18 protein-coding genes, 12 tRNA genes and 1 rRNA gene are annotated in these 20933 nt (G+C 35.8%); 21 read left to right on the top strand and 10 right to left on the bottom strand.

Going from position 1 to position 20933, the window contains the following annotated elements; translation table 11 throughout:
• Positions 1–53 precede the first annotated feature (53 nt).
• The 7 genes from E5Z56_RS02280 to E5Z56_RS02250 all read right to left on the bottom strand — a co-directional run bounded on the left by E5Z56_RS02280 (position 54) and on the right by E5Z56_RS02250 (position 5923).
• A tRNA-Leu gene (locus E5Z56_RS02280) sits at positions 54–140 on the bottom strand.
• Between the two features lie 593 nt (positions 141–733).
• Positions 734–1126 (bottom strand): hypothetical protein, encoded by a 393-nt coding sequence (locus tag E5Z56_RS02275; RefSeq protein WP_138156336.1) that lies wholly within the window; start codon positions 1124–1126, stop codon positions 734–736.
• Positions 1126–1944: an ABC transporter ATP-binding protein gene (locus E5Z56_RS02270; RefSeq protein ID WP_232842472.1), complete on the bottom strand. Its 819-nt coding sequence runs from the start codon at positions 1942–1944 to the stop codon at positions 1126–1128. Before E5Z56_RS02270 ends, E5Z56_RS02275 begins: the two co-directional genes overlap by 1 nt.
• An 11-nt stretch (positions 1945–1955) precedes the next feature.
• Positions 1956–2846 (bottom strand): ABC transporter permease, encoded by an 891-nt coding sequence (locus tag E5Z56_RS02265; protein ID WP_138156334.1) that lies wholly within the window; start codon positions 2844–2846, stop codon positions 1956–1958.
• Positions 2847–3054: 208 nt separating this feature from the next.
• Complete coding sequence (locus E5Z56_RS02260) at positions 3055–3903, bottom strand: HAD family hydrolase (protein ID WP_138156333.1); 849 nt, start codon at positions 3901–3903, stop codon at positions 3055–3057.
• A gap of 15 nt (positions 3904–3918) precedes the next feature.
• Positions 3919–4830, bottom strand: coding sequence for a peptidylprolyl isomerase (locus E5Z56_RS02255; protein WP_138156332.1), 912 nt, complete (start codon positions 4828–4830; stop codon positions 3919–3921).
• Between the two features lie 121 nt (positions 4831–4951).
• On the bottom strand, positions 4952–5923 hold the full coding sequence (locus E5Z56_RS02250) for a Gfo/Idh/MocA family protein (protein ID WP_138156331.1): 972 nt from the start codon (positions 5921–5923) through the stop codon (positions 4952–4954).
• Between the two features lie 1011 nt (positions 5924–6934).
• Between E5Z56_RS02250 and E5Z56_RS02245 the strand changes: the two genes are divergently transcribed.
• The 13 genes from E5Z56_RS02245 to E5Z56_RS02185 all read left to right on the top strand — a co-directional run bounded on the left by E5Z56_RS02245 (position 6935) and on the right by E5Z56_RS02185 (position 14983).
• Positions 6935–7855, top strand: a complete 921-nt coding sequence (locus E5Z56_RS02245; RefSeq protein WP_138156330.1) for a S1 RNA-binding domain-containing protein — start codon at positions 6935–6937, stop codon at positions 7853–7855.
• A gap of 66 nt (positions 7856–7921) precedes the next feature.
• On the top strand, positions 7922–9118 hold the full coding sequence (locus E5Z56_RS02240) for a DNA recombination protein RmuC (RefSeq protein ID WP_408638810.1): 1197 nt from the start codon (positions 7922–7924) through the stop codon (positions 9116–9118).
• An 83-nt stretch (positions 9119–9201) separates the two neighbouring features.
• Positions 9202–10593 (top strand): Ig-like domain-containing protein, encoded by a 1392-nt coding sequence (locus tag E5Z56_RS02235; protein ID WP_138156328.1) that lies wholly within the window; start codon positions 9202–9204, stop codon positions 10591–10593.
• A 59-nt stretch (positions 10594–10652) separates the two neighbouring features.
• On the top strand, positions 10653–11435 hold the full coding sequence (gene sigG, locus E5Z56_RS02230) for an RNA polymerase sporulation sigma factor SigG (protein WP_138156327.1): 783 nt from the start codon (positions 10653–10655) through the stop codon (positions 11433–11435).
• 77 nt (positions 11436–11512) lie between these two features.
• A complete protein-coding gene (locus tag E5Z56_RS02225; protein WP_138156326.1) occupies positions 11513–11827 on the top strand; it encodes a YerC/YecD family TrpR-related protein in 315 nt (104 codons plus the stop codon).
• Positions 11796–12572 (top strand): class I SAM-dependent DNA methyltransferase, encoded by a 777-nt coding sequence (locus E5Z56_RS02220; RefSeq protein WP_232842471.1) that lies wholly within the window; start codon positions 11796–11798, stop codon positions 12570–12572. The genes E5Z56_RS02225 and E5Z56_RS02220 overlap by 32 nt, the downstream gene beginning before the upstream one ends.
• A 2-nt stretch (positions 12573–12574) precedes the next feature.
• Positions 12575–13447 (top strand): Hsp33 family molecular chaperone HslO, encoded by an 873-nt coding sequence (gene hslO / locus E5Z56_RS02215; protein WP_138156325.1) that lies wholly within the window; start codon positions 12575–12577, stop codon positions 13445–13447.
• Positions 13448–13558: 111 nt separating this feature from the next.
• Positions 13559–13634: transfer RNA gene (locus E5Z56_RS02210), tRNA-Val, on the top strand.
• Between the two features lie 6 nt (positions 13635–13640).
• Positions 13641–13717, top strand: a tRNA-Asp gene (locus tag E5Z56_RS02205).
• Between the two features lie 6 nt (positions 13718–13723).
• Positions 13724–13799 (top strand) — tRNA-Phe (locus E5Z56_RS02200).
• Between the two features lie 5 nt (positions 13800–13804).
• A tRNA-Gly gene (locus tag E5Z56_RS02195) sits at positions 13805–13880 on the top strand.
• Between the two features lie 47 nt (positions 13881–13927).
• Positions 13928–14002, top strand: a tRNA-Cys gene (locus E5Z56_RS02190).
• 492 nt (positions 14003–14494) lie between these two features.
• The gene (locus tag E5Z56_RS02185) at positions 14495–14983 is read left to right on the top strand and encodes an NAD(+) diphosphatase (RefSeq protein ID WP_138156324.1); all 489 of its coding nucleotides are present in this window, start codon (positions 14495–14497) and stop codon (positions 14981–14983) included.
• Positions 14984–14996: 13 nt separating this feature from the next.
• Here the strand turns inward: E5Z56_RS02185 and E5Z56_RS02180 are convergent, their stop codons facing one another.
• The gene (locus tag E5Z56_RS02180; RefSeq protein WP_138156323.1) at positions 14997–15440 is read right to left on the bottom strand and encodes a hypothetical protein; all 444 of its coding nucleotides are present in this window, start codon (positions 15438–15440) and stop codon (positions 14997–14999) included.
• Positions 15441–15497: 57 nt separating this feature from the next.
• The gene (locus tag E5Z56_RS02175; RefSeq protein WP_138156322.1) at positions 15498–15779 is read right to left on the bottom strand and encodes a hypothetical protein; all 282 of its coding nucleotides are present in this window, start codon (positions 15777–15779) and stop codon (positions 15498–15500) included.
• 309 nt (positions 15780–16088) lie between these two features.
• On the opposite strand from E5Z56_RS02175, the gene E5Z56_RS02170 reads away from it, so the two are divergent.
• From E5Z56_RS02170 to E5Z56_RS02150, 5 genes are all read left to right on the top strand, one after another.
• Positions 16089–16164, top strand: a tRNA-Val gene (locus tag E5Z56_RS02170).
• 8 nt (positions 16165–16172) lie between these two features.
• Positions 16173–16249, top strand: a tRNA-Asp gene (locus E5Z56_RS02165).
• Positions 16250–16256: 7 nt separating this feature from the next.
• Positions 16257–16332: transfer RNA gene (locus E5Z56_RS02160), tRNA-Gly, on the top strand.
• 72 nt (positions 16333–16404) lie between these two features.
• A tRNA-Cys gene (locus E5Z56_RS02155) sits at positions 16405–16479 on the top strand.
• An 86-nt stretch (positions 16480–16565) separates the two neighbouring features.
• Complete coding sequence (locus E5Z56_RS02150) at positions 16566–17321, top strand: M23 family metallopeptidase (protein ID WP_138156321.1); 756 nt, start codon at positions 16566–16568, stop codon at positions 17319–17321.
• A gap of 285 nt (positions 17322–17606) precedes the next feature.
• Here the strand turns inward: E5Z56_RS02150 and E5Z56_RS02145 are convergent, their stop codons facing one another.
• On the bottom strand, positions 17607–18230 hold the full coding sequence (locus E5Z56_RS02145; protein WP_138156320.1) for a cytidylate kinase-like family protein: 624 nt from the start codon (positions 18228–18230) through the stop codon (positions 17607–17609).
• Positions 18231–18973: 743 nt separating this feature from the next.
• Here E5Z56_RS02145 and E5Z56_RS02140 point away from each other — a divergent pair.
• From E5Z56_RS02140 to E5Z56_RS02130, 3 genes are all read left to right on the top strand, one after another.
• Positions 18974–20497 (top strand): 16S ribosomal RNA (locus E5Z56_RS02140).
• 98 nt (positions 20498–20595) lie between these two features.
• Positions 20596–20671: transfer RNA gene (locus tag E5Z56_RS02135), tRNA-Ala, on the top strand.
• 37 nt (positions 20672–20708) lie between these two features.
• Positions 20709–20785 (top strand) — tRNA-Ile (locus E5Z56_RS02130).
• The last annotated feature ends 148 nt before the right edge of the window (positions 20786–20933 follow it).

Below are 20933 nucleotides of genomic sequence, written 5' to 3'. Positions count from 1 at the left end.
ATTGAATAAAAGAATGAGTGTCCATAACATAAATCCGTTATGAACACTCATACTGGTGCGGATAACAGGACTTGAACCTGCATGAAATCGCTTTCATACGGACCTGAACCGTACGCGTCTGCCAATTCCGCCATATCCGCAAATTTATCTCAACAGGGTAAACACCCTGCCAAAATCTAAATGTGTTAAGTTTTTGTTTTTTACACAGACGTGGCGTGACCTGAACCGTACGCGTCTGCCAATTCCGCCATATCCGCAAATTTATCTCAACAGGGTAAATACCCTGCCAAAATTTATAATATATTAACTTTTGATTTTACACAGACGTGGCGTGACCTGAACCGTACGCGTCTGCCAATTCCGCCATATCCGCAAATTTATCTCAACAGGGTAAATACCCTGCCAAAATTTATAATATATTAACTTTTGATTTTACACAGACGTGGCGTGACCTGAACCATACGCGTCTGCCACTTCCGCCATAGGTGCGTGTTTATTCAATTAATCACTTCAATAAATATTGTAACCAACAAAAGGAAAATAGTCAAGTAATATAAATTGAACTTTAAAAGTAAAAATAAGGAATAAATAGGGGAATATTTATTCCTTAAAGATATTTACTAGGTTTGAAATAAAACCGAAAACAAAAATTTACAGAATAGAATAAAACATACAGATTATATGAAACCAACAGTGATATTACAATCTATAATTAAAAATAAAAAATTAAAATTTAAAATTCTTCATCCTTTGAGAAGATGTCACATTTACCGTTAAGGCAAAGGGTATCTTGAATATCCCCACATTCGCAATATCTTTTATCATGATTAAAGTTATCACAATGAACACAAATCTCATCCATAGCGTTATTCAGGCTTGTTGTGTAGTCCTCTTTGCTCATAACAGAGATGTCAACCTCTTCAATGAACTTAGTTTGTTGTAGGTTTACATAGGTTTTGTTGGTGTATTCCTTAACAAAATAAGGTGGCACAACTCTTGTAGATTCAATCTTTGTCAGCTCTACAAATGAACTGTAGTTGTTCTTTAAATAATCTTTAAGTTCTGCAAAGTTGCTTACACCCTCAGGGTAGTAAAAGTATTCGTCATCAATAAATAATGCTTTCATTACTGTGCCTTCTTTGCCTTTTCTTTCTCTAGTGCTGCTTTTCTGGCAGCCTTTTTAGCCTCTTGTCTTTTCTTCTTTTCCTCAGCATCTTTAGCCTTTTGAGTTTCGTAAATGTTGAGAGTTTCACCTGTTGGACCATCATGAATTAGCTGACCGTTTCTTAGATAAATTGAACGGTCACAAATTTCTTGTACTGATGGGGCAGAGTGACTAACAAAAAGAACTGTAACACCTTGGTTGATAATCTCTTTAATCTTAGCCTTACACTTCTTCTTAAAGGCATTATCACCAACTGCAAGTGCTTCATCAACTACAAGAATATCAGGTTCAATGTTAACATTAATTGCAAAGCCAAGACGCATTTTCATACCGGAACTGTATGTTCTTACAGGCTGGTCAATGTAGTCACCAAGCTGAGCAAAATCAACAATGTTTTCTTCAATACTCTTAATGTAGTCATCCTCAAGACCTAGGATATAGCCCTTTAGGTAAATGTTCTCTCTACCTGTCATTTCAAGTGAGAAACCGGCAGTAAGCTCTAGCAAAGCAGCAACCTTGCCATGAACTGTAACTGTACCATCACTAGGAAATGTTACACCTGTAATCATCTTTAGAAGTGTACTTTTACCTGCACCGTTGTCACCGATAATACCGACAGATTCACCTTTGTTAATAGTAAAGGAAACATCCTTTAATGCACTGTGAATCTTAGGATTTCTAGGCTTAAAGAACAGTGCTTTAAATCTAGCCTTGTCACTTTTATATAGAATATAATCTTTGCTTACATGGTCAAAGGTAATAATAGGATTGTCACTCATTTTAATACTCCTTATAGTACATCAGGAAGTGTTTTTCTAAGTTTGTTATACTTGTGAGCACCATAGAAAAATACAAGTAAAAATTCAGCTACAAATATAATTAACTCCCAGTTTAAGCCTAAACCTGTAGGGTCTGATGTATGGGTAACCCAAAATGCTTCGTGATAGATAAATGCTTTTCTGTATGCATTTACAAAGAAGTTAATAGGGTTGATTAACATAAAGAATTCTAGGAGATGTTGCATATTTGTTGGTGGTAAGTCATATGAACTGTAGATAACACCGGTTAACCAGAAGATACCTGACATAACAGATGTAATCATTGACTCAAGGTCCTTACTGAATGCACACATTGGAGCAGTTGTCCAGGTTAATGCTAAGAAGAACATAAACATTATCGGACATAGAATAAAGAACTGCAATGCATAAAGTGAAAGGAATTGTGTGTTAAATAAACAGTCATAAAGTCCCAAGATACCAACCATTATTGCTGATAACAAGAAATGAATATACACTCTTGAAAGGGAAGTGTATGTAAGAATTGTTGATACAGGGAATTTAACTTTTGTAACAAACTGCCTGTTTACTCTGATAGCCTTAGCACCATGGGTGATACTTTCACTGATAAACCACCATGGAATAAAACCTGTCAGCATAAAAATAAATCTGTCAAAATGCTGAACTGAACCGTTAGGCATCTGAATATCAACAATACCTAAGTTCTTGATACCTACTGTAAAAGCAAACCAGTAAACAAAAAGTGTAAATGCCGGTTTGATAATTGCCCAAAAAGGACCGATAGCAGCACCTTTATATTGCTTAATTAATTCTGTTTTGGAAAGTCTGAAAATCTGTTTTCCAAAGTGTCTGTGTTCTTTAAATATAGTGAAAATAGTAATCACCGAACCTTTATAAAATAATTTCGTTAATTTCCTTCATATACTATCTTTGTTTTTACAAACAAAACCACCATATATTATAAGGTATTAGAGCCTTAAAGTCAATTGAAGTGAACCATTTTTAGTAAATGTACATAACAAATTTGGCACAATAAATAAAGAGCCACAAAGTTTCTTTGTACTTTGTGACTCTTTTTATAGTTATATTTCTTTACTGGAATTTTCCATTCTTTTGGTTAAAGTTCTCAATGTACAGTTTTTCGCAAACTGCCATTTTTCTGATAATATTTTTAACAGTTTTATCAAGACCACTGTTTTCTCTGTAATCGGCAGGATAGATAAAGTCAACTCTATCTCTCAGTAACAAGTCCATAACTTTCTTTGTTACTTCTCCTTGATAAACTGCAATAGAAACACCACCATAGGACTTCATCATCTTCATACAAGGTACATCGGAAAGTCCGTCACCTATATAAATCATATTGCAAAATGGAATTCTCTTACTGTCATCCGGCATTGATTTGTTTAAGTCCTCATCATTGGAAATGTCAAGTACACCTTTGTTTATTCTGTACACAAACTGTGTTTTGTTGGTGTAGTTAACGGCAGTTTTAGGGAAAACTGCAAGTCCCTTTTCATCATAAACAAATTCGCAACCAAAGATTTTCTTAAATTCATTGCTGATTGCAGTACCCTCAATAATCTCCTTAAGCCCTGAGGATATTACATAATGTTCAACTATAACATCATTTTCTTCTGCAAAACTGTTAATGCGTTGAAACCACTGTTTAACTCCCGGGAAAAATTCAATTTTGTTGCCTTTTTCTGTTAGGCTTTCCCTAGTTAGTGGAATGTTTCTCTTTTGACTTTCCGATAGCATTGTGTACATATATGCCAGAACAGAATCCATCTGTAGCTTAGTGCCAACTTCATTTGTTTTGCTCCAAAATTCACTTGGAGTCATTTTTAATGATGGGATAAAAGCATAGTCCTGCATATCCTTTGTGCATAATGTTTTGTCAAAGTCATACATTATTGCAATGATAGGTTTTGTATCCATTATAAAACCTCTTAATTATCTCTTTTTCTTAGACTTTTTCTTCTTGTAGTCAGGGTCAGCTTTCATAGCAGCCTTTGCTTCTGCTTTAGCTTTCTTTTTCTTCTTGTCCTGAATACCGTAAGGAATAGCAAAACAAGCAAAGATAATAACAAGTACACCTACTGTTACAATAATAGGAATAAAGTTAAATGAATCGTCATTGTCCTCAGAATTTGCAGTAGTTGACTCAGTTGATGCAACAGTTGTTTCTTCCGTAGCAGTTGTAGTTGACTTTACACCTTCATATGGGTCAGTAGCTGACTTTAGAGAATTTTCCATATTCTTTGTGTACCTTGTAATTTCAACACTTTCTAGCTTAACTTCATTTACAGGAGAACTGCTTTCACCACTACTGTTTACTGTAACTTCACAATTAGAAATTAAATCAACAACATCCATACCGGCAAATACTTGACCAAATACTGTGTAGTTACCGTTTAGGTTAGTGTTTTCTACTGAGTTAATGAAGAACTGGCTACCGTTAGTGTCAGCACCTGCATTAGCATAAGCAACTGCACCTCTGATGTTCTTTAGTTCATCAACACATTCATTCTCGAATTCTTTACCCCAACATGACTCACCACCGGTGCCATCACCATTGGTGTAGTCACCACCTTGAATCATAAATTTCTTAATAACTCTGTGGAAAATTGTGTTGTCATACTTTTTTTCTTTTGCAAGAGTTTGGAAGTTTTCAACACCCTTTGGTGCATACTTAGGGAAGAATGACATAGCAATGTCACCGTAGTTAGTGTGTAGAACTGCTACTGTGTCACCAACCTTAGGCTTAGCCTCTTGATTGAACTTTGCTGATGCAGTGAATGTAACAGAAAATGCCATTGCACAACATAACAAAGCTGTTAGAAAAATACTAATAGTTTTTTTCATAGAATTTTACCTCTTTCGTTTTTAGTTTAACATTCATATTCTACAATAAAATAGTATGATTTTCAACAATTTTGCAATAAGTTCACAACATTTTCAAATTCACATATATTTTGCATTAAATTTATTCTTCTTCAGGATAGGTCATACCCCAACTTTTTCTAATATCTGTCATAATATCCATAACATCCTTAGTCATTTCTCTGTTCATTAGGTCATCACCCTTAGTTAGAGTTTCTTCCATATCCTCAACTTCATACCACAAAGCATTCTTAGTGTCACCACATTCAATTTCTTCTACTTCACCATCGGTATAAGTGATAACTGCTTTCATACCTCTAGGGTATTCCATAACTTCAATGTAGCCATTTGCACAAGAAATCATTGCTCTTTTTGGTTGTTTTGAATGAAGTGAAAGCATAATGGTTGCCATCTGTTGTTCTTCATTCATTAGTAGGATAGATGCCTGTTCATCAACACCTGTTTCACAATATTTTACCATACTTGAAACTTTGTTAGGCTTGGACTTCATAAACATTCTTGCAAGAGAAATTGCATAAACACCAATGTCAAGCATTGAACCACCTGCAAGGTTACGGTTGAAAAATCTGTTTTTCATATCATAATCCTTGTATGAACCAAAGTTAAGTGTGATTAAGTTAACTTCACCTAGCTTTTCCTCAGCAATTCTCTTTTTTAGTTCCTTATAAATAGGCATATGATATTCTGTCATAGCCTCAGCAAGTACAAGACCCTTTTCTTTAGCAATAGCCATACCCTTATCAAGTTCATCACTGTTTAGAGTAATTGACTTTTCACAGAGAACATTCTTCCCTTTGTTAAGTGCCTTTTCAATATAATTAATATGTGTGTTATGAGGAGTTGTAATGTAGATAATATCAATGTTTTCATCATTAATCATATCTTCAAAACTGTCATAAACATTTTCGATTTCATACTTCTTTGCAAAGTCCTTAGCTTTGCTTAAAGTTCTGTTTGTTACACCATAAAGTTTTTTGTTGTGGTTCTTCATAGCTAAAGCAAGTTCATTTGCAATAACACCACAACCTAGTACACCCCAATTATAAGTTTTCATAGGTAAAACCTCCATAAAATGTATTAGACCTTAGGTCAATTCTATAATAATAAATCCTATTATAACTGTCAATAATAGACTATTTTCAAAATTTTTATTTTTTAAATTTTCAGTTTTGTCTGTGGGTATTTAAATTTTGTCTGTTGGTTAAGATTAATCAGTTATAAAGTTTGGGGTTGTGGGGATGTTGTAAATTATAAAAAGTGTATACTATGTCCTTTCTCTCTTGTATACCAAGTTATTGCACAATTAATAATATAACAATATTTTGTGGTATAAACAATGCTGATTGTTATATCATTTTATGGCTCACAGTCGTAGGGGCGAACATTGTTCGCCCGTCAAAAAGTGTGATACCTATGGGATTATTGTCCTATTTGCAGACTATAAATTTATAATAACTACACAGGGCAATGTACCTCTATAAAGGCTGATTTGCTCGGTCCACCAATGGTGGACCCTACAACTGTAACTCATAATTTATATAATATTTTATAGTTAGAAATATAGGAAAGTTTCATATATGATGATATTTTAAACAAGTTTAAAATATCAACCACTCCTTCAGTCGATTTATAAAAGGTAAATTGCCGTACCGTCAATTTACAATCGACAGCTCCCTCAGCGAGGGAGCCTTTGTCTTTACTATAATTTTTAATTATTTATTAGTCTGTACTATTTAAAAAATTTGTGTACTAGTTTTTAGATTTGTACAAACTGTGTCTGCCTCCCTCGCTGAGGGAGGTGTCACCGAATGGTGACGGAAGGAGTGATTGGAATTGTAAATTCATTTACAATTCCATATTAACTGAAACTATCAAATAGCACTACAAATCCTAATTTATCATTCTCACCTTAACCAACAGACAAAATTGAAAAAAACAAATTTGCAGAACTAACTTACCTTAACCCACAATCAAAATTAAAAATCAAAATTAAAAGTTCAAAGGTCATATATCCAAACTTTATTTCATAGTAATTATGTGTAACAAAACAATCGGAGGAAATAAAATGACAGATTATTTACCTGAAGGACGCAGAATTGATACATACGAAAATTTAGAGCAACTTTCAAGTCTAAAGTCCCTAAATGATGCAATGCGTGACGGAAAAATCCTTGAGGCTAGGGCAACTGTATGTGACCAAAGCCACAACCTAATTGTTGACCAAGGGTTTATGAAAGGAATTATTAGAAGAGAGGAGGGTGCTATCGGTATAAGAGAAGGAAAGGTAAGAGATATTGCAGTTATTTCCAGGGTCAACAGACCTGTTTGCTTTGTGGTAAAAGGCTTTACAAAGGACTCTAAAGGCAACAATATTGCAGTACTTTCAAGAGAAGAGGCTCAGCTTAGATGCCAAAAGAATTATATAAGTAAACTGAAAACCGGTGATATTATTGATGCCAAAATTACTCATTTGGAAAATTTCGGAGCATTTGCTGATATAGGTTGTGGCATTGTAGCACTTATTCCTATTGACTCAATTTCAGTTTCAAGAATAGAACACCCTAGGGAAAGATTTTCTGTAGGTATGAATATTAAGGCAATTGTTAAGTCAATTGATGGTGGCAGAATCAGCCTGTCCCATAAGGAGCTTTTAGGTACATGGGAAGAAAATGCAAGTAAATTCACACCGGGAGAAACTGTAGCAGGTATTGTGAGAAGTGTTGAGTCCTACGGTGCATTTGTGGAGCTTTGCCCTAACCTTGCAGGTTTAGCAGAAAGTAAAGAAGGTGTTAAGGTAGGAGAACAAGCATCTGTATTTATCAAGAGTATTATTCCGGAAAGAATGAAAATTAAGCTGATTATTATAGATACATTTAAATATGAATATAATCCTAAAGAACCTGAATATATGTACCAAGGTAACCATATTGATACTTTCTTATACAGTCCTGAAAATTGTGATAAAACAGTAATATCTACCTTTTAGTTTCAGTTGAATTTTCCTTGTTTCTGTGTTAATATTTCTTTATATATATTAGAAATGAGGATTATCGTGGAAACTGTACTTTTGATTATACTTTCAATAGCTGTTGTCATAATGGCTGTTGTGTTAGTTATAGTTCTTTCAAAGAATAAAAATAATAATATTGATGATGCGTTATATGATGCATCCAAAAAGCTAAATCAAGATACTGTTAATAGTGTAAAATTAATGTCTGATATGATAAATCAAAATCAGGTGAATATGGCTGAAAATCAGAAATATCAGCTACAACAAATGGAAAATAGGTTAAAGACCTTTTCAATGGAAAATGAACAGAAATTAGAGAATATTCGTTCTACTGTTGAGAAAAAGCTAACCTATATGCAAGAGGACAACAATAAGCAACTTGAAAATATCAGAACTACCGTTGATGAAAAATTGCAAAATACTTTAGAGAATAAGCTGAATAAATCCTTTGAAACTGTAAGCAAACAACTTCAACAGGTTTATAAAGGTTTAGGAGAAATGCAAAACCTTGCAGTAGGTGTTGGGGATTTAAAGAAAGTTCTTTCTAATGTAAAGACAAGAGGTATCCTTGGAGAAATTCAGCTTTCTGCAATTCTAAAGGAAATTCTTTCACCTGAACAGTATGAAGAAAATGTTGCCACCAAGAAAGGTAGCAGAAATGTTGTGGAATTTGCAATTAAGCTACCTGCTGATGATGACAGTACAGTATATCTTCCTATTGACAGTAAATTTCCCGGAGATACATATGCAAAGTTAGTTGATGCAATGAATAGTGGCAATAAAGAAGAAATTGAAATTTGTTCAAAAAATCTTTTGAGAACTATCAAAAGTGAGGCTAAGGACATTCACGATAAATATATTTCACCACCAAATACAACAGAATTTGCAATTATGTTCCTACCATTTGAGGGACTGTATGCCGAAGTTGTAAATCGTGGTATGGTGGAAGTTTTACAGAGAGAATATAAGGTAAATGTAGCAGGTCCATCAACAATGGGTGCATTGCTAAATTCTTTGCAACTTGGTTTTAAAACTTTAGCAGTACAAAAGCGTAGTGCAGAGGTATGGCAAATTCTAAATGATGTTAAGAGAGAGTTTGATACTTTTGCAGATGTATTGGAGAAAACTCAAACAAGACTAAATCAAGCTAATACGGAACTTGATAAGCTGGTTGGTGTTCGTACAAGGAAAATCCAAAGTCAGCTTTCTAAGGTTCAAAAGTTAGAAGAGAAGAACTAAGTTTATTAACTATTACTGAACAATCAGTATATTTACTTGAAAAAGAAGTTTATTTGGGGTAGAATTACCCTAGGAGTGATAAAATGAAAAGAATAATATCAATGTCATTAGTCCTAGCATTGGCAATTGTTTTTACAACTATACTTGGTGGTTGTGGCAAGGTTGATGTTGAGGATATTACATTGTCCGATAAAAGTGTAAAACTACAACTTAAAGATAAATTCGAACTTTCTGCAACTGTTACACCTAAGAATGCAGCAGAACCTATGGTGTATTGGGATAGCTCAGACTCTTCTGTTGTAACGGTAAAGTCCGGTGTACTTACAGCAGTAGGTGAGGGCAAAGCAACAGTAAAAGCCTTTACAAGTAACGGTGTAAGTGATGAATGTAAGGTTACTGTTGATAATGTTTTGGCTTCAAAGCTAACACTAAATAAATCTAAGTTTACCTTAATGTTAGGTGCAACAGAAAATCTTGTTTATACTATTACACCTAAGAATGTTACTAACAGTTCTATTGAATGGGAAAGTAGCAATACAAAAGTAGCTACAGTTGAAAACGGCAAAGTTACAGGCAAAGGTGCAGGTGAATGTACAATTACTGCAACAAGTTCAAATGGACTAAAAGCTAAATGTAAGGTTACTGTAAAGGTAAAACCTACAGGTGTTGTTATTAATAAACATTCTGTAAATGTGGGTACTAACAAAAGTATTCAGCTTTCAGCAACAGTTAAACCTGACAATACTGCATATAAAGATGTAATGTGGGAATCTTCAAATGAGTCTATTGCTACAGTTGACAGCAAAGGTAAAGTAACCGGTAAAAAGGCAGGTACTTGCAAAATCTATGCTACAACTAAGAATAATAAGTATGACTACTGCAAAGTGGTTGTAACTCAAGAAGATTTGAAGTTCTCAGGTAACGGCAACAAAACTTTATCTAATGTTACTGTTACAAAAGGTGTTTATGCAATTACAATGACCCATGAGGGCAAAGGTACATTTACTGTAATCGGTTCTGATGGTGATGGCAGAGCTTATACATATGTTGATACTACCGGCAAGTACACAGGTACTAACCTTTATGCTAAAGGTAAAAGTGACGGTGTAGAAGGTGCAACAATCAAGGTTGCTGCCACAGGTAAATGGACTATTAAGATTAAGGCTATAACATATGACGGTACAGACAACATTACAGGTAGTGGTGAATGTGTATCAAAAATGTTTGCAGGTACAGACAATAAGCAAACCGTTAAGCTAAAGAACAAAGGTGATGATGACTTTACTGTATTCCTATTTGATGAAACAGGTAAACAGATAGGTGTCCTTTGTGATGAAATTGATGATTACGAAGGCACAGTAAGTGCAACATTAAATAAGAACAAAAGCTACTTTATAGTAGTTAAGTCAAGTGGTACTTGGTCAGTAGATTTTGGTTCAGGCAGCAAGGTAACAACAGTTAAGAATACAAATTAATGAATGAAAATAATCCCTCCGGGCAATACTTTTATTAAAGATTGTCAGGGGGGATTTTTTTGCAGTATAACAAGGTTGAGATTTGTGGTGTAAATACCGGCAAATTAAAGGTTCTAAAAGAAAAAGAAAAGAAAGAACTTCTGAAAATTATGAGGGAGGGAAATGAAAAAGAAAGAAAAATCGCCAGAGATAAAATGATTAAAGGCAACCTGCGACTTGTACTTTCGGTAATTCAAAGGTTTACCAATCGTGGGGAAAACCTTGATGACCTTTTTCAGGTAGGTGTGATAGGCTTGATAAAGGCAATTGATAACTTTGATACAAGTCTTGATGTTCGTTTTTCAACATACGGTGTACCCATGATTATCGGTGAAGTCAGAAGATTTCTAAGGGACAACAATGCTTTAAGGGTTAGTCGCTCAATGAGAGATACTGCCTATCATGCTATGCAGATAAAAGAAAAGCTAATAAATAAGAACAACAGAGAGCCTACTGTGGAAGAAATAGCAAAAGAGATGAATGTACCTAAGGAAACTGTAGTTCTTGCCTTAGAGGCAATTGTAGAGCCTGTATCGCTATATGAACCGGTGTTCTCAGACGGTGATGATACAATTTATGTTATGGATATGCTAAGTAACAACAATTCCGACAGTAATTGGCTGGAAGAAATTTCTTTTAAAGAATCATTGAAGAACCTTAGCGATAGAGAGAAGAAAATACTTTCACTGAGATTTTTTAAGGGTAAAACCCAAATGGAAGTAGCCAAAGAAATCGGTATCAGCCAAGCCCAAGTATCACGAATTGAGAAAGGTGCTTTAAATCAAATAAAAAAAGATATGTAAAAATATAAAACCTCCTTTACTTTCAAAATTTAGTATGTTAAAATTTTAGTGTGTGAAAGTAACGGAGGTTATTACTTATGAATAATAAAATAAAAGATGAAGCAACTGATTTGCTTTTTAAGGCTATTTTAAGCCTAAAGAATGAAGAGGAATGTTACAACTTTTTTGAAGATTTGTGTACAGTTCCTGAGCTAAAGGCAATGTCACAGAGAATTGTTGTAGCCAAGATGTTAACTGACAAAAAGGTGTATAGTGATATTGTATCAAAGACCGGTGCATCAACTGCCACAATCAGCAGAGTTAACCGTAGCTTAATTTATGGTAGCGACGGTTACGAAATGGTTTTCGGCAGAATTTTTGATGAAAAAGAAGATAAAGCAGAGGACAAGTAAAATGCCATCTTACGAAATGTTTGCCGATTTTTACGATAGCTTAACAGATAATGTTGAGTACGAAAAAAGAGCAGATTATATTGTTAATGTTCTTGAGAAGAATTTTAATCATGATTTAGGACTAACCCTTGACTTAGCTTGTGGCACAGGTACAATGACTATGTTACTGAAAGAAAAGGGAATTGATGTTTATGGTGTTGACGGTAGCTACGATATGCTTACTGTTGCTCAGCAAAAGACTATGGAAAAAGGTCTTAACATTCTTTATTTGTGTCAGAGGATGGAGTCCCTTGACTTGTATGGTACAATAGATACTTGTATTTGTACCTTAGACAGCCTAAATCATATTGTGGATGAAAAGGTTTTCACTAAGGCTATAGAGAGAGTTTCTCTGTTTATGAATAAGGGTGGTTACTTTTTGTTTGACTTAAATACCCTTTATAAGCATAGAGAGGTTCTGGCTAACAATTCATTTGTCTTTGAAACAGATGAAGTTTTCTTAGCATGGCAAAATACTTTGCAAGAAAATGACATTGTGGATATTGACCTTGATTTCTTTATTAAGGAAGAAGATTTGTATGAGAGATATAGCGAAAGCTTTAGCGAAAGAGCCTATTCTCTTGAATTTGTAGAAAAAGTTTTAAACAAATACAACTTTGTTGTTGAGGGTGTCTTTGGAGATTTAACTACAGAACCACCGAAAGATAACGAAGAAAGAATTATTATAATAGCAAGGAAAGTTTGATTATGGATAAGATTACAAGATGTATCACCCATGATGGAGCAGTTATGGCTGCTGCCATTGACTCAACAGAAACAGTTTTTACTGCACAAAAAATACATAACACTTCACCTGTAGCTACAGCAGCACTTGGCAGATTGCTTTCTGCCACTTCAATTATGGGTGCTATGCTAAAGAACCCTAAGGCTACTTTAAATTTACAGGTAGCAGGTGACGGTGAACTTGGACTTGTTACAGCAGTAGCAAATGCTAAAGGCCATGTTAAAGGTTATGTTTCTAACCCTAATTGTCCTACCGAATATTATGAGAACGGTCATATTAATGTTGGTAAAGCAGTAGGTCACGGTACACTTAATGTTATGCGTGATGAGGGTGCAGGTGAACCTTATATTGGCAGAGTACCTTTACTTAGTGGTGAAATTGCTGAGGATATTGCAAGTTATTATGCAACAAGTGAACAGATTCCAACAGTATGCGCCTTAGGTGTGTTAATTGATAAAAAGGGTATGGTACTTGCTTCCGGTGGCGTACTGCTACAGATGTTACCGGGTGCATTTGAAAGTGATATTGACAGAATAGAAGAAAATCTAAAGTCAGTACCTAGTGTTACTCAAATGTTGGCTGATGGATTAACTCCTGTTCAGATGGCAGAAAAATTCCTAAAAGGTTATGAAGTTGATGTTCTTGATGAATATGAAGTTGGCTATTACTGTAATTGTAATAGACAGAAAATCGAGAACATTGTTACCGGTATGTCTAAGGAAGAGCTTGAGGATATAGTTAAGAACCAGGGAGAACTTCAGGCAGAATGCCATTTCTGCAACAAAAAGTATGTGTTTACAAAGGAAGAATTACAGAAGATAATCGACACTAAATAACACCCTTAAAAAATTTTTTAAAAAAATTTAAAAAAAGTGTTGACAAATTGAAAGAAATACTGTAATATAATGCTTGTCGCTGATGAACAACACAAAACACGGCGACAATGTGGGAGCATAGCTCAGCTGGGAGAGCATCTGCCTTACAAGCAGGGGGTCACAGGTTCGAGCCCTGTTGTTCCCACCAAATTTTGGCCCGGTAGTTCAGTTGGTTAGAACGCTAGCCTGTCACGCTAGAGGTCGTCGGTTCGAACCCGATCCGGGTCGCCAAAATTTGCCTCTGTAGCTCAGTCGGTAGAGCAGGGGACTGAAAATCCCCGTGTCGATGGTTCGATTCCGTCCGGAGGCACCATAAATGCGGATGTAGCTCATCTGGTAGAGCGCCACCTTGCCAAGGTGGAGGTAGCGGGTTCGAGCCCCGTCATCCGCTCCACTAAAAAGCACTAAACCGATGGTGCTTTTTGTATTAAAAGTCAATATGGCGTCATAGCCAAGTGGTAAGGCACGAGTCTGCAAAACTCTGATTCCCCAGTTCAAATCTGGGTGACGCCTCCAATTAAGGGCCAACCCAATAGGGTTGGCTTTTTACGTAGGGGCGAACATTGTTCGCCCGTTTAATAGTAAAATGTTTTATGTAACTTAGTCCTATGTAGAAACTAAAAATTATAACTTACTACACAGGGCATAATACCTTTATTTAGGATAGTTTGTAACGGGACATCAATTAAGTGAACATCAAAGAAAACGAGCCATAGGCGAAGTTTGATTTGCTAATGTGAACTTATGCAAAAGTTTTTTGTAAAAAACTTTTGTTGAAAGACCCTACACCTGTTAGCCACACTATTGTTATAATGATAGGTATGATAATTTTGCAAATTTTCATTTATACTCAACTAAATTTATAACAAATTCACCCTAACCCAAAATCAAGATTAAAAAGTCAAACCATAATTTGTAGAAATAATTTACCTTAACCGGCAGACAAAATTGAAAGAACTATCCCATTCCATAAAACATAAAATAAACACTGACAATACGGAGGATATTATGATACAAAAACATTGCTTTAACTGTGGAACAAAACTAATTGAAAAAGAGCTTAAAGGGGAAGGTATTGTTCCTTTTTGTGAAAAATGTAATTCTTTTCAATTTCCAATGTACAACATAGCAGTCAGTATGATTGTGGTAAATGAAGAAACCGGCAAGATTATGCTGATTAAACAGTACGGCAATCCTTTCTATATATTGGTTGCAGGTTATGTAAATCGTGGTGAACCTTTAGAAAATGCAGTTGTAAGGGAAATTAAAGAAGAAACCGGAATGAATGTTTCTCATATAAAATTCAATAGAACCAAATTCTATGAAAAGTCAAATACCCTAATGTGCAATTTTACTGCATTTGTAAAAAACGATACTGAACTTTCCACAAATAATGAAATCGACTCATTTCATTGGTTCACTAAGGATGATGCAAGAAAAAATATTTTGCAGAATAGTTTAGCATCTTATTTCCTAAATGCTTATCTTGATGAATAAACTCAGAATTACTCTAATCAAACATACTGTAATTTTCTAATTCATCAATATTGTAACTTGCCATTTCATTGGTAGAACTACTGTTTTTGGCAACACGAATATTACTTTCATCAATTTCCTTATCTTCTTCAAGCCAACCTAAAAGCACTGCATAATGATTCACATACCTTTTCCTACTGTTAACAAGATACCTAGATAGCCTGTCGATTTTTCCTTGGTATGTTTTGGGGTACTTACTCTCAAGGTCTTGCTTTTCCTTTTCAGTAAGAAAAACATTTTCAAACAGACCTAGTGGGGGCAAAAGCAACTTTTGCCTCTCAGTATTTGATTTATATGACTTATTATATTTATTTAATTTATTATATTGTTGTGTTTTGATTGGGAAATGATTGGGTTCTGATTGGGTTTCCATTGTGTTTTCATTGGGAGCAAAAAAATTATCTTGATTATTTTGCATAATCTCACCTTGATATTTTTCGTAATTGTTGATGGTGATTAAAAGACCTTTTTGTATTCATTCTGTAGTAATTTCGCCTGTCTTTTTTAAATGTCTAATTGCCGTTCTGATTGGTTCAACATTAATGTTGCCATTTTTATAAAACCCTAAATCACCGGCAATATGACCGTAACTTGTAACAAGCTGACCTCTATGTACTGTTATGTTTTGAAAATCATTGTCAAAAACATTGGCTTTCAAAATCAAGTGAACAAATACTCTAAAGGTTGTGGCATCCTGATACCATTTCCAATCTAAGATTTTTCTATTTAACTTTACAAAAGTATCTGTGTGATACATAAAATACCTCCTAATTATTTCTATACATATAATTGTAGGAAGTATTGAATTTTTCATCAATGCAATAATTGCATTTTTTATGAATTTTTTGTTAACAATAAGCCTTTTTCTACTTGATTAATTATTTTAAGTTGCTATTTATAATTTATTTTATAAAGTGTTAATTACGAGAAACCCCATGAAATCTGGCTTTTTAAATGTGCTGAAATTACTTTGAGAAAATTTTCAAAAAATTTGAAAAAAACTATTGACATTAGTCTCATCCTAGTATATAATAGGCTACGTTGTCAAGAGACAACAGATTGTTGTGGGAGCATAGCTCAGCTGGGAGAGCATCTGCCTTACAAGCAGGGGGTCACAGGTTCGAGCCCTGTTGTTCCCACCACTTTTTTTGGCCCGGTAGTTCAGTTGGTTAGAACGCTAGCCTGTCACGCTAGAGGTCGTCGGTTCGAACCCGATCCGGGTCGCCAAAAATTTGCGGATGTAGCTCATCTGGTAGAGCGCCACCTTGCCAAGGTGGAGGTAGCGGGTTCGAGCCCCGTCATCCGCTCCAGTATCCAAAGCACCATATGGGTGCTTTTTCTTTTGTCATTTTTTATTTACAGTTGCATATACTATACCATAAGGCGTTATAGCCAAGTGGTAAGGCAGGAGTCTGCAAAACTCCCATTCCTCAGTTCAAATCTGAGTAACGCCTCCAAAATACTCTCAACCTCTGTTGGGAGTTTTTCTTTTTATTGTATATTTTTCCCACCTCCGTCAATACTACTTTCGGAGGTGTTTTTTATGGATGAATATAATAAGTATAAAAATAGTCAAAATCATAAAAAGCATAATAAGAGAAATAAATTAAGCTTTTATGTTTCTCTGGCAATTTGTATAACTGCCGTTGGACTGGCTGTGTGGTCAACTTTTTCTTCTTATTCAAGTTTTAAAGAAAAGAGAAATCAGGTTGCAACTGCAACGGCTACTGCTACTCAGGCTAATAATCAGGTGACCGGTGTTACTGTTGAAGAAACAACAACCACTACTATGTCAACTACAGAAAGTACAACTATGCCAACAACAGTTACCACAACTACTATTCCTAATACATCAACCACTATGTCAGCAGTTCAAACAATGTTGCAAGTTCCGGGAAATTTGATTTATCCTGTGAAAAACGCAAAAGTCTCAAAACCTTATTCCGAAAATGCAGTTTATAACAAAACTATGGGTGACTATAGAAGTCATTTAGGTATTGACTTTAATTGTAAGAAAGATACAAATGTTCTTTCAATGTCTGATGGTGTGGTAAGTGATATTTATGATGATGAAAGAATGGGCAAGGTGGTTATCCTTGATTGTGGTACATTTATGATTTATTACAGTGGACTTGATAATGTTAAAGTTCAGGTGAATGATACCCTTTCTAAAGGAGATACTATTAGTAATGTATGGGAAATGCCTTGTGAATCTGAGGATGGTATTCACCTTCATGTTGCTATTAGAGTAAACGGTAGCTATGTTGACCCATTATCAGTTATAGGTGCTAATGAATAATGGAAAATTTTTCACATAAAATAAATATAGAGCCTTCGTCTTTCGTTTAGAGGCAAAAATAAAAGGATGAACTTGATACTTTCAAGCTCATCCTTTATTTATTGTTGTAATTCATAGTTGTTACCTTTATCTCTGGCTTTCATGCCACTCAATATCACCGAAAATGAAATCATCAATATCGCCTTGTGAATTTGCCATCATATAGATATATTCTGTCATTGTAACAACACCTCCTTTTCAGATAAAGTAATTTATCCTATTCAGGAGTGAATTTTTTTAAAAATGTTATTTCTCTAACATATCAACATAGTTAGCAATAATGTCAACAACATTTTCTTGAGTCATTCTACTACTATTGATACAAAGATCATAGTTTTGTGGCTGACCCCATTTTAGTCCTGAATAGAAACTATAATAGTTTGCTCTGTTTTTATCAGTTCTATTAATAATTTGTTCTGCTTTTCTCTTATCAACATTGTGATACTTAATAGCTCTTTCTTTTCTGTATTCCATATCAGCATTGATAAATACATTTACAACATTGTCAAAATCTCTTAAAACATAGTCTGCACATCTACCAAGGATAACACAAGGACCTTCTTCTGCTAATCTCTTAATCATTTTGTGCTGAATAATGTATAGCTGGTCATTCATAGGTAGGTCACCCATTGCAGAAAAACCATTACCAAAGTTGTATAAACCCATAGATAGAGAATATAGCAAACTGTTAGTTGCCTGTTCATCAACCTTTTCAAAAACTTCAGGACTCATACCACTTTCTTTAGCAGCAAGAGAAATTAACTCTTTATCGTAATATTTAATACCAAGCTTCTTTGCAAGAGCAGTAGCAATTTCTCTACCACCACTACCAAACTGTCTTGCTACAGTAATAATATGTTTTGTTCCCATTTAATTTACCACCTTAATAATAAATTGTATGGTAATTATATCACATTAATTACGAAAAATCACTACTTCATTGTGCAATTTGAATAAGTTTGTGTATTGTATACAATTACAAGTACCGTAAATTATGCAAAAAAACAATAAACAGTATCAAACTATTATGTATGTGTCAGTATATATTGCATTATATAGTATATATAAAGAATAATTTCTTACTATATAAGCAGATATATATTACATATTATTATAATAAACCTGAATTGTTAATTTTGTCGTATTAGAAAAGTTAAATCTAAGTTATTATAAAATAATTTTCATTGATTTCTGTTATAATATAAGGAAATATAGCCTTTTTAAAAGAAAAATCAAAAAAGAATGAAAAAAGAGAAGACTGAGAAACGGCATAGGAATGGGCTTTTTAAAGGATTGTAAAATAAAAATTAAAAATTTTTAAAAAAAGTTGAAAAAAAGTGTTGACAAAGAGGCGAAATAGCCGTATAATAAAACACGTTCCGCTGAGGGAACGGAAAAACTTAAGAGAAATCGAGAGTAAGAAGTTCAGTAAGTTTGGAACGACGGACCTTGAAAATTAAACAACGAACAAGAAACCCGAAAATGACTTTGAGTTGAATGACTCAAGTTGAGGATAGTGAATGTGAACACTAAAAAATACACAAACACGCAAGTATTCAGAAATGAGCTTGACGATTTAATAAGATGTTAAACCGAAAGGTCTAATATACAAATTATTAGAGAGTTTGATCCTGGCTCAGGATGAACGCTGGCGGCGTGCCTAACACATGCAAGTCGAACGGAACTTCTTTGACAGAATTCTTCGGAAGGAAGTTGATTAAGTTTAGTGGCGGACGGGTGAGTAACGCGTGAGTAACCTGCCTTTGAGAGGGGAATAACTTCCCGAAAGGGATGCTAATACCGCATAAAGCATAGAAGTCGCATGGCTTTTATGCCAAAGATTTATCGCTCAAAGATGGACTCGCGTCCGATTAGCCAGTTGGCGGGGTAACGGCCCACCAAAGCGACGATCGGTAGCCGGACTGAGAGGTTGAACGGCCACATTGGGACTGAGACACGGCCCAGACTCCTACGGGAGGCAGCAGTGGGGGATATTGCGCAATGGGGGCAACCCTGACGCAGCAACGCCGCGTGAAGGATGAAGGTTTTCGGATTGTAAACTTCTTTATTTAGGACGAACAATGACGGTACTAAATGAATAAGCTCCGGCTAACTACGTGCCAGCAGCCGCGGTAATACGTAGGGAGCAAGCGTTATCCGGATTTACTGGGTGTAAAGGGTGCGTAGGCGGCTTGGTAAGTCAGATGTGAAATGTATGGGCTCAACCCATGAACTGCATTTGAAACTATTGAGCTTGAGTGAAGTAGAGGTAGGCGGAATTCCCTGTGTAGCGGTGAAATGCGTAGAGATAGGGAGGAACACCAGTGGCGAAGGCGGCCTACTGGGCTTTAACTGACGCTGAGGCACGAAAGCGTGGGTAGCAAACAGGATTAGATACCCTGGTAGTCCACGCTGTAAACGATGATTACTAGGTGTGGGGGGTCTGACCCCTTCCGTGCCGGAGTTAACACAATAAGTAATCCACCTGGGGAGTACGACCGCAAGGTTGAAACTCAAAGGAATTGACGGGGGCCCGCACAAGCAGTGGAGTATGTGGTTTAATTCGAAGCAACGCGAAGAACCTTACCAGGTCTTGACATCGAGTGACGAATCTAGAGATAGATTTTTCCTTCGGGACACGAAGACAGGTGGTGCATGGTTGTCGTCAGCTCGTGTCGTGAGATGTTGGGTTAAGTCCCGCAACGAGCGCAACCCTTGCTATTAGTTGCTACGCAAGAGCACTCTAATAGGACTGCCGTTGACAAAACGGAGGAAGGTGGGGACGACGTCAAATCATCATGCCCCTTATGACCTGGGCTACACACGTACTACAATGGATGTTAACAGAGGGAAGCAAAATAGCGATATGGAGCAAACCCCTAAAAGCATTCCCAGTTCAGATTGCAGGCTGCAACTCGCCTGTATGAAGTTGGAATTGCTAGTAATCGCGGATCAGCATGCCGCGGTGAATACGTTCCCGGGCCTTGTACACACCGCCCGTCACACCATGGGAGCCGGTAATACCCGAAGCCAGTAGTTTAACCTTAGGGAGAGCGCTGTCGAAGGTAGGATTGGCGACTGGGGTGAAGTCGTAACAAGGTAGCCGTATCGGAAGGTGCGGCTGGATCACCTCCTTTCTATGGAGAAATGAGTGAAAGTAAGTAACTCATATCCAAGGTCAGAATGGATTTCAAGTTTGTTGTTTAATTTTCAGGGTCCGACCCTAAAGAGATATGGGGGTATAGCTCAGCTGGGAGAGCACCTGCTTTGCAAGCAGGGGGTCAGCGGTTCGATCCCGCTTATCTCCACCAAAGGCTTGAGTAATAGAAGCACCAAGCCAGAGAATATGGGCTTATAGCTCAGCTGGTTAGAGCGTCCGCCTGATAAGCGGGAGGTCGGTGGTTCGAGTCCACTTAAGCCCACCAAAGAGGAAAAGCCGACTAAAAGTCAGTGATCCTCTAAAAATGCACCTTGAAAACTGAATAAAGAAAAGATAGCGAGATAGTTTATTACAAACAGGAAAATAAAACTCAAGTATTTATTTAAACTAACAGGTAATAAAACTACAATTAA

Source organism: Ruminococcus bovis, from assembly GCF_005601135.1.
GTDB lineage: Bacteria > Bacillota > Clostridia > Oscillospirales > Acutalibacteraceae > Ruminococcoides > Ruminococcoides bovis.
Note: the sequence above shows the minus strand (reverse complement) of the source record. Positions and strands in the feature narration are given on the sequence as shown.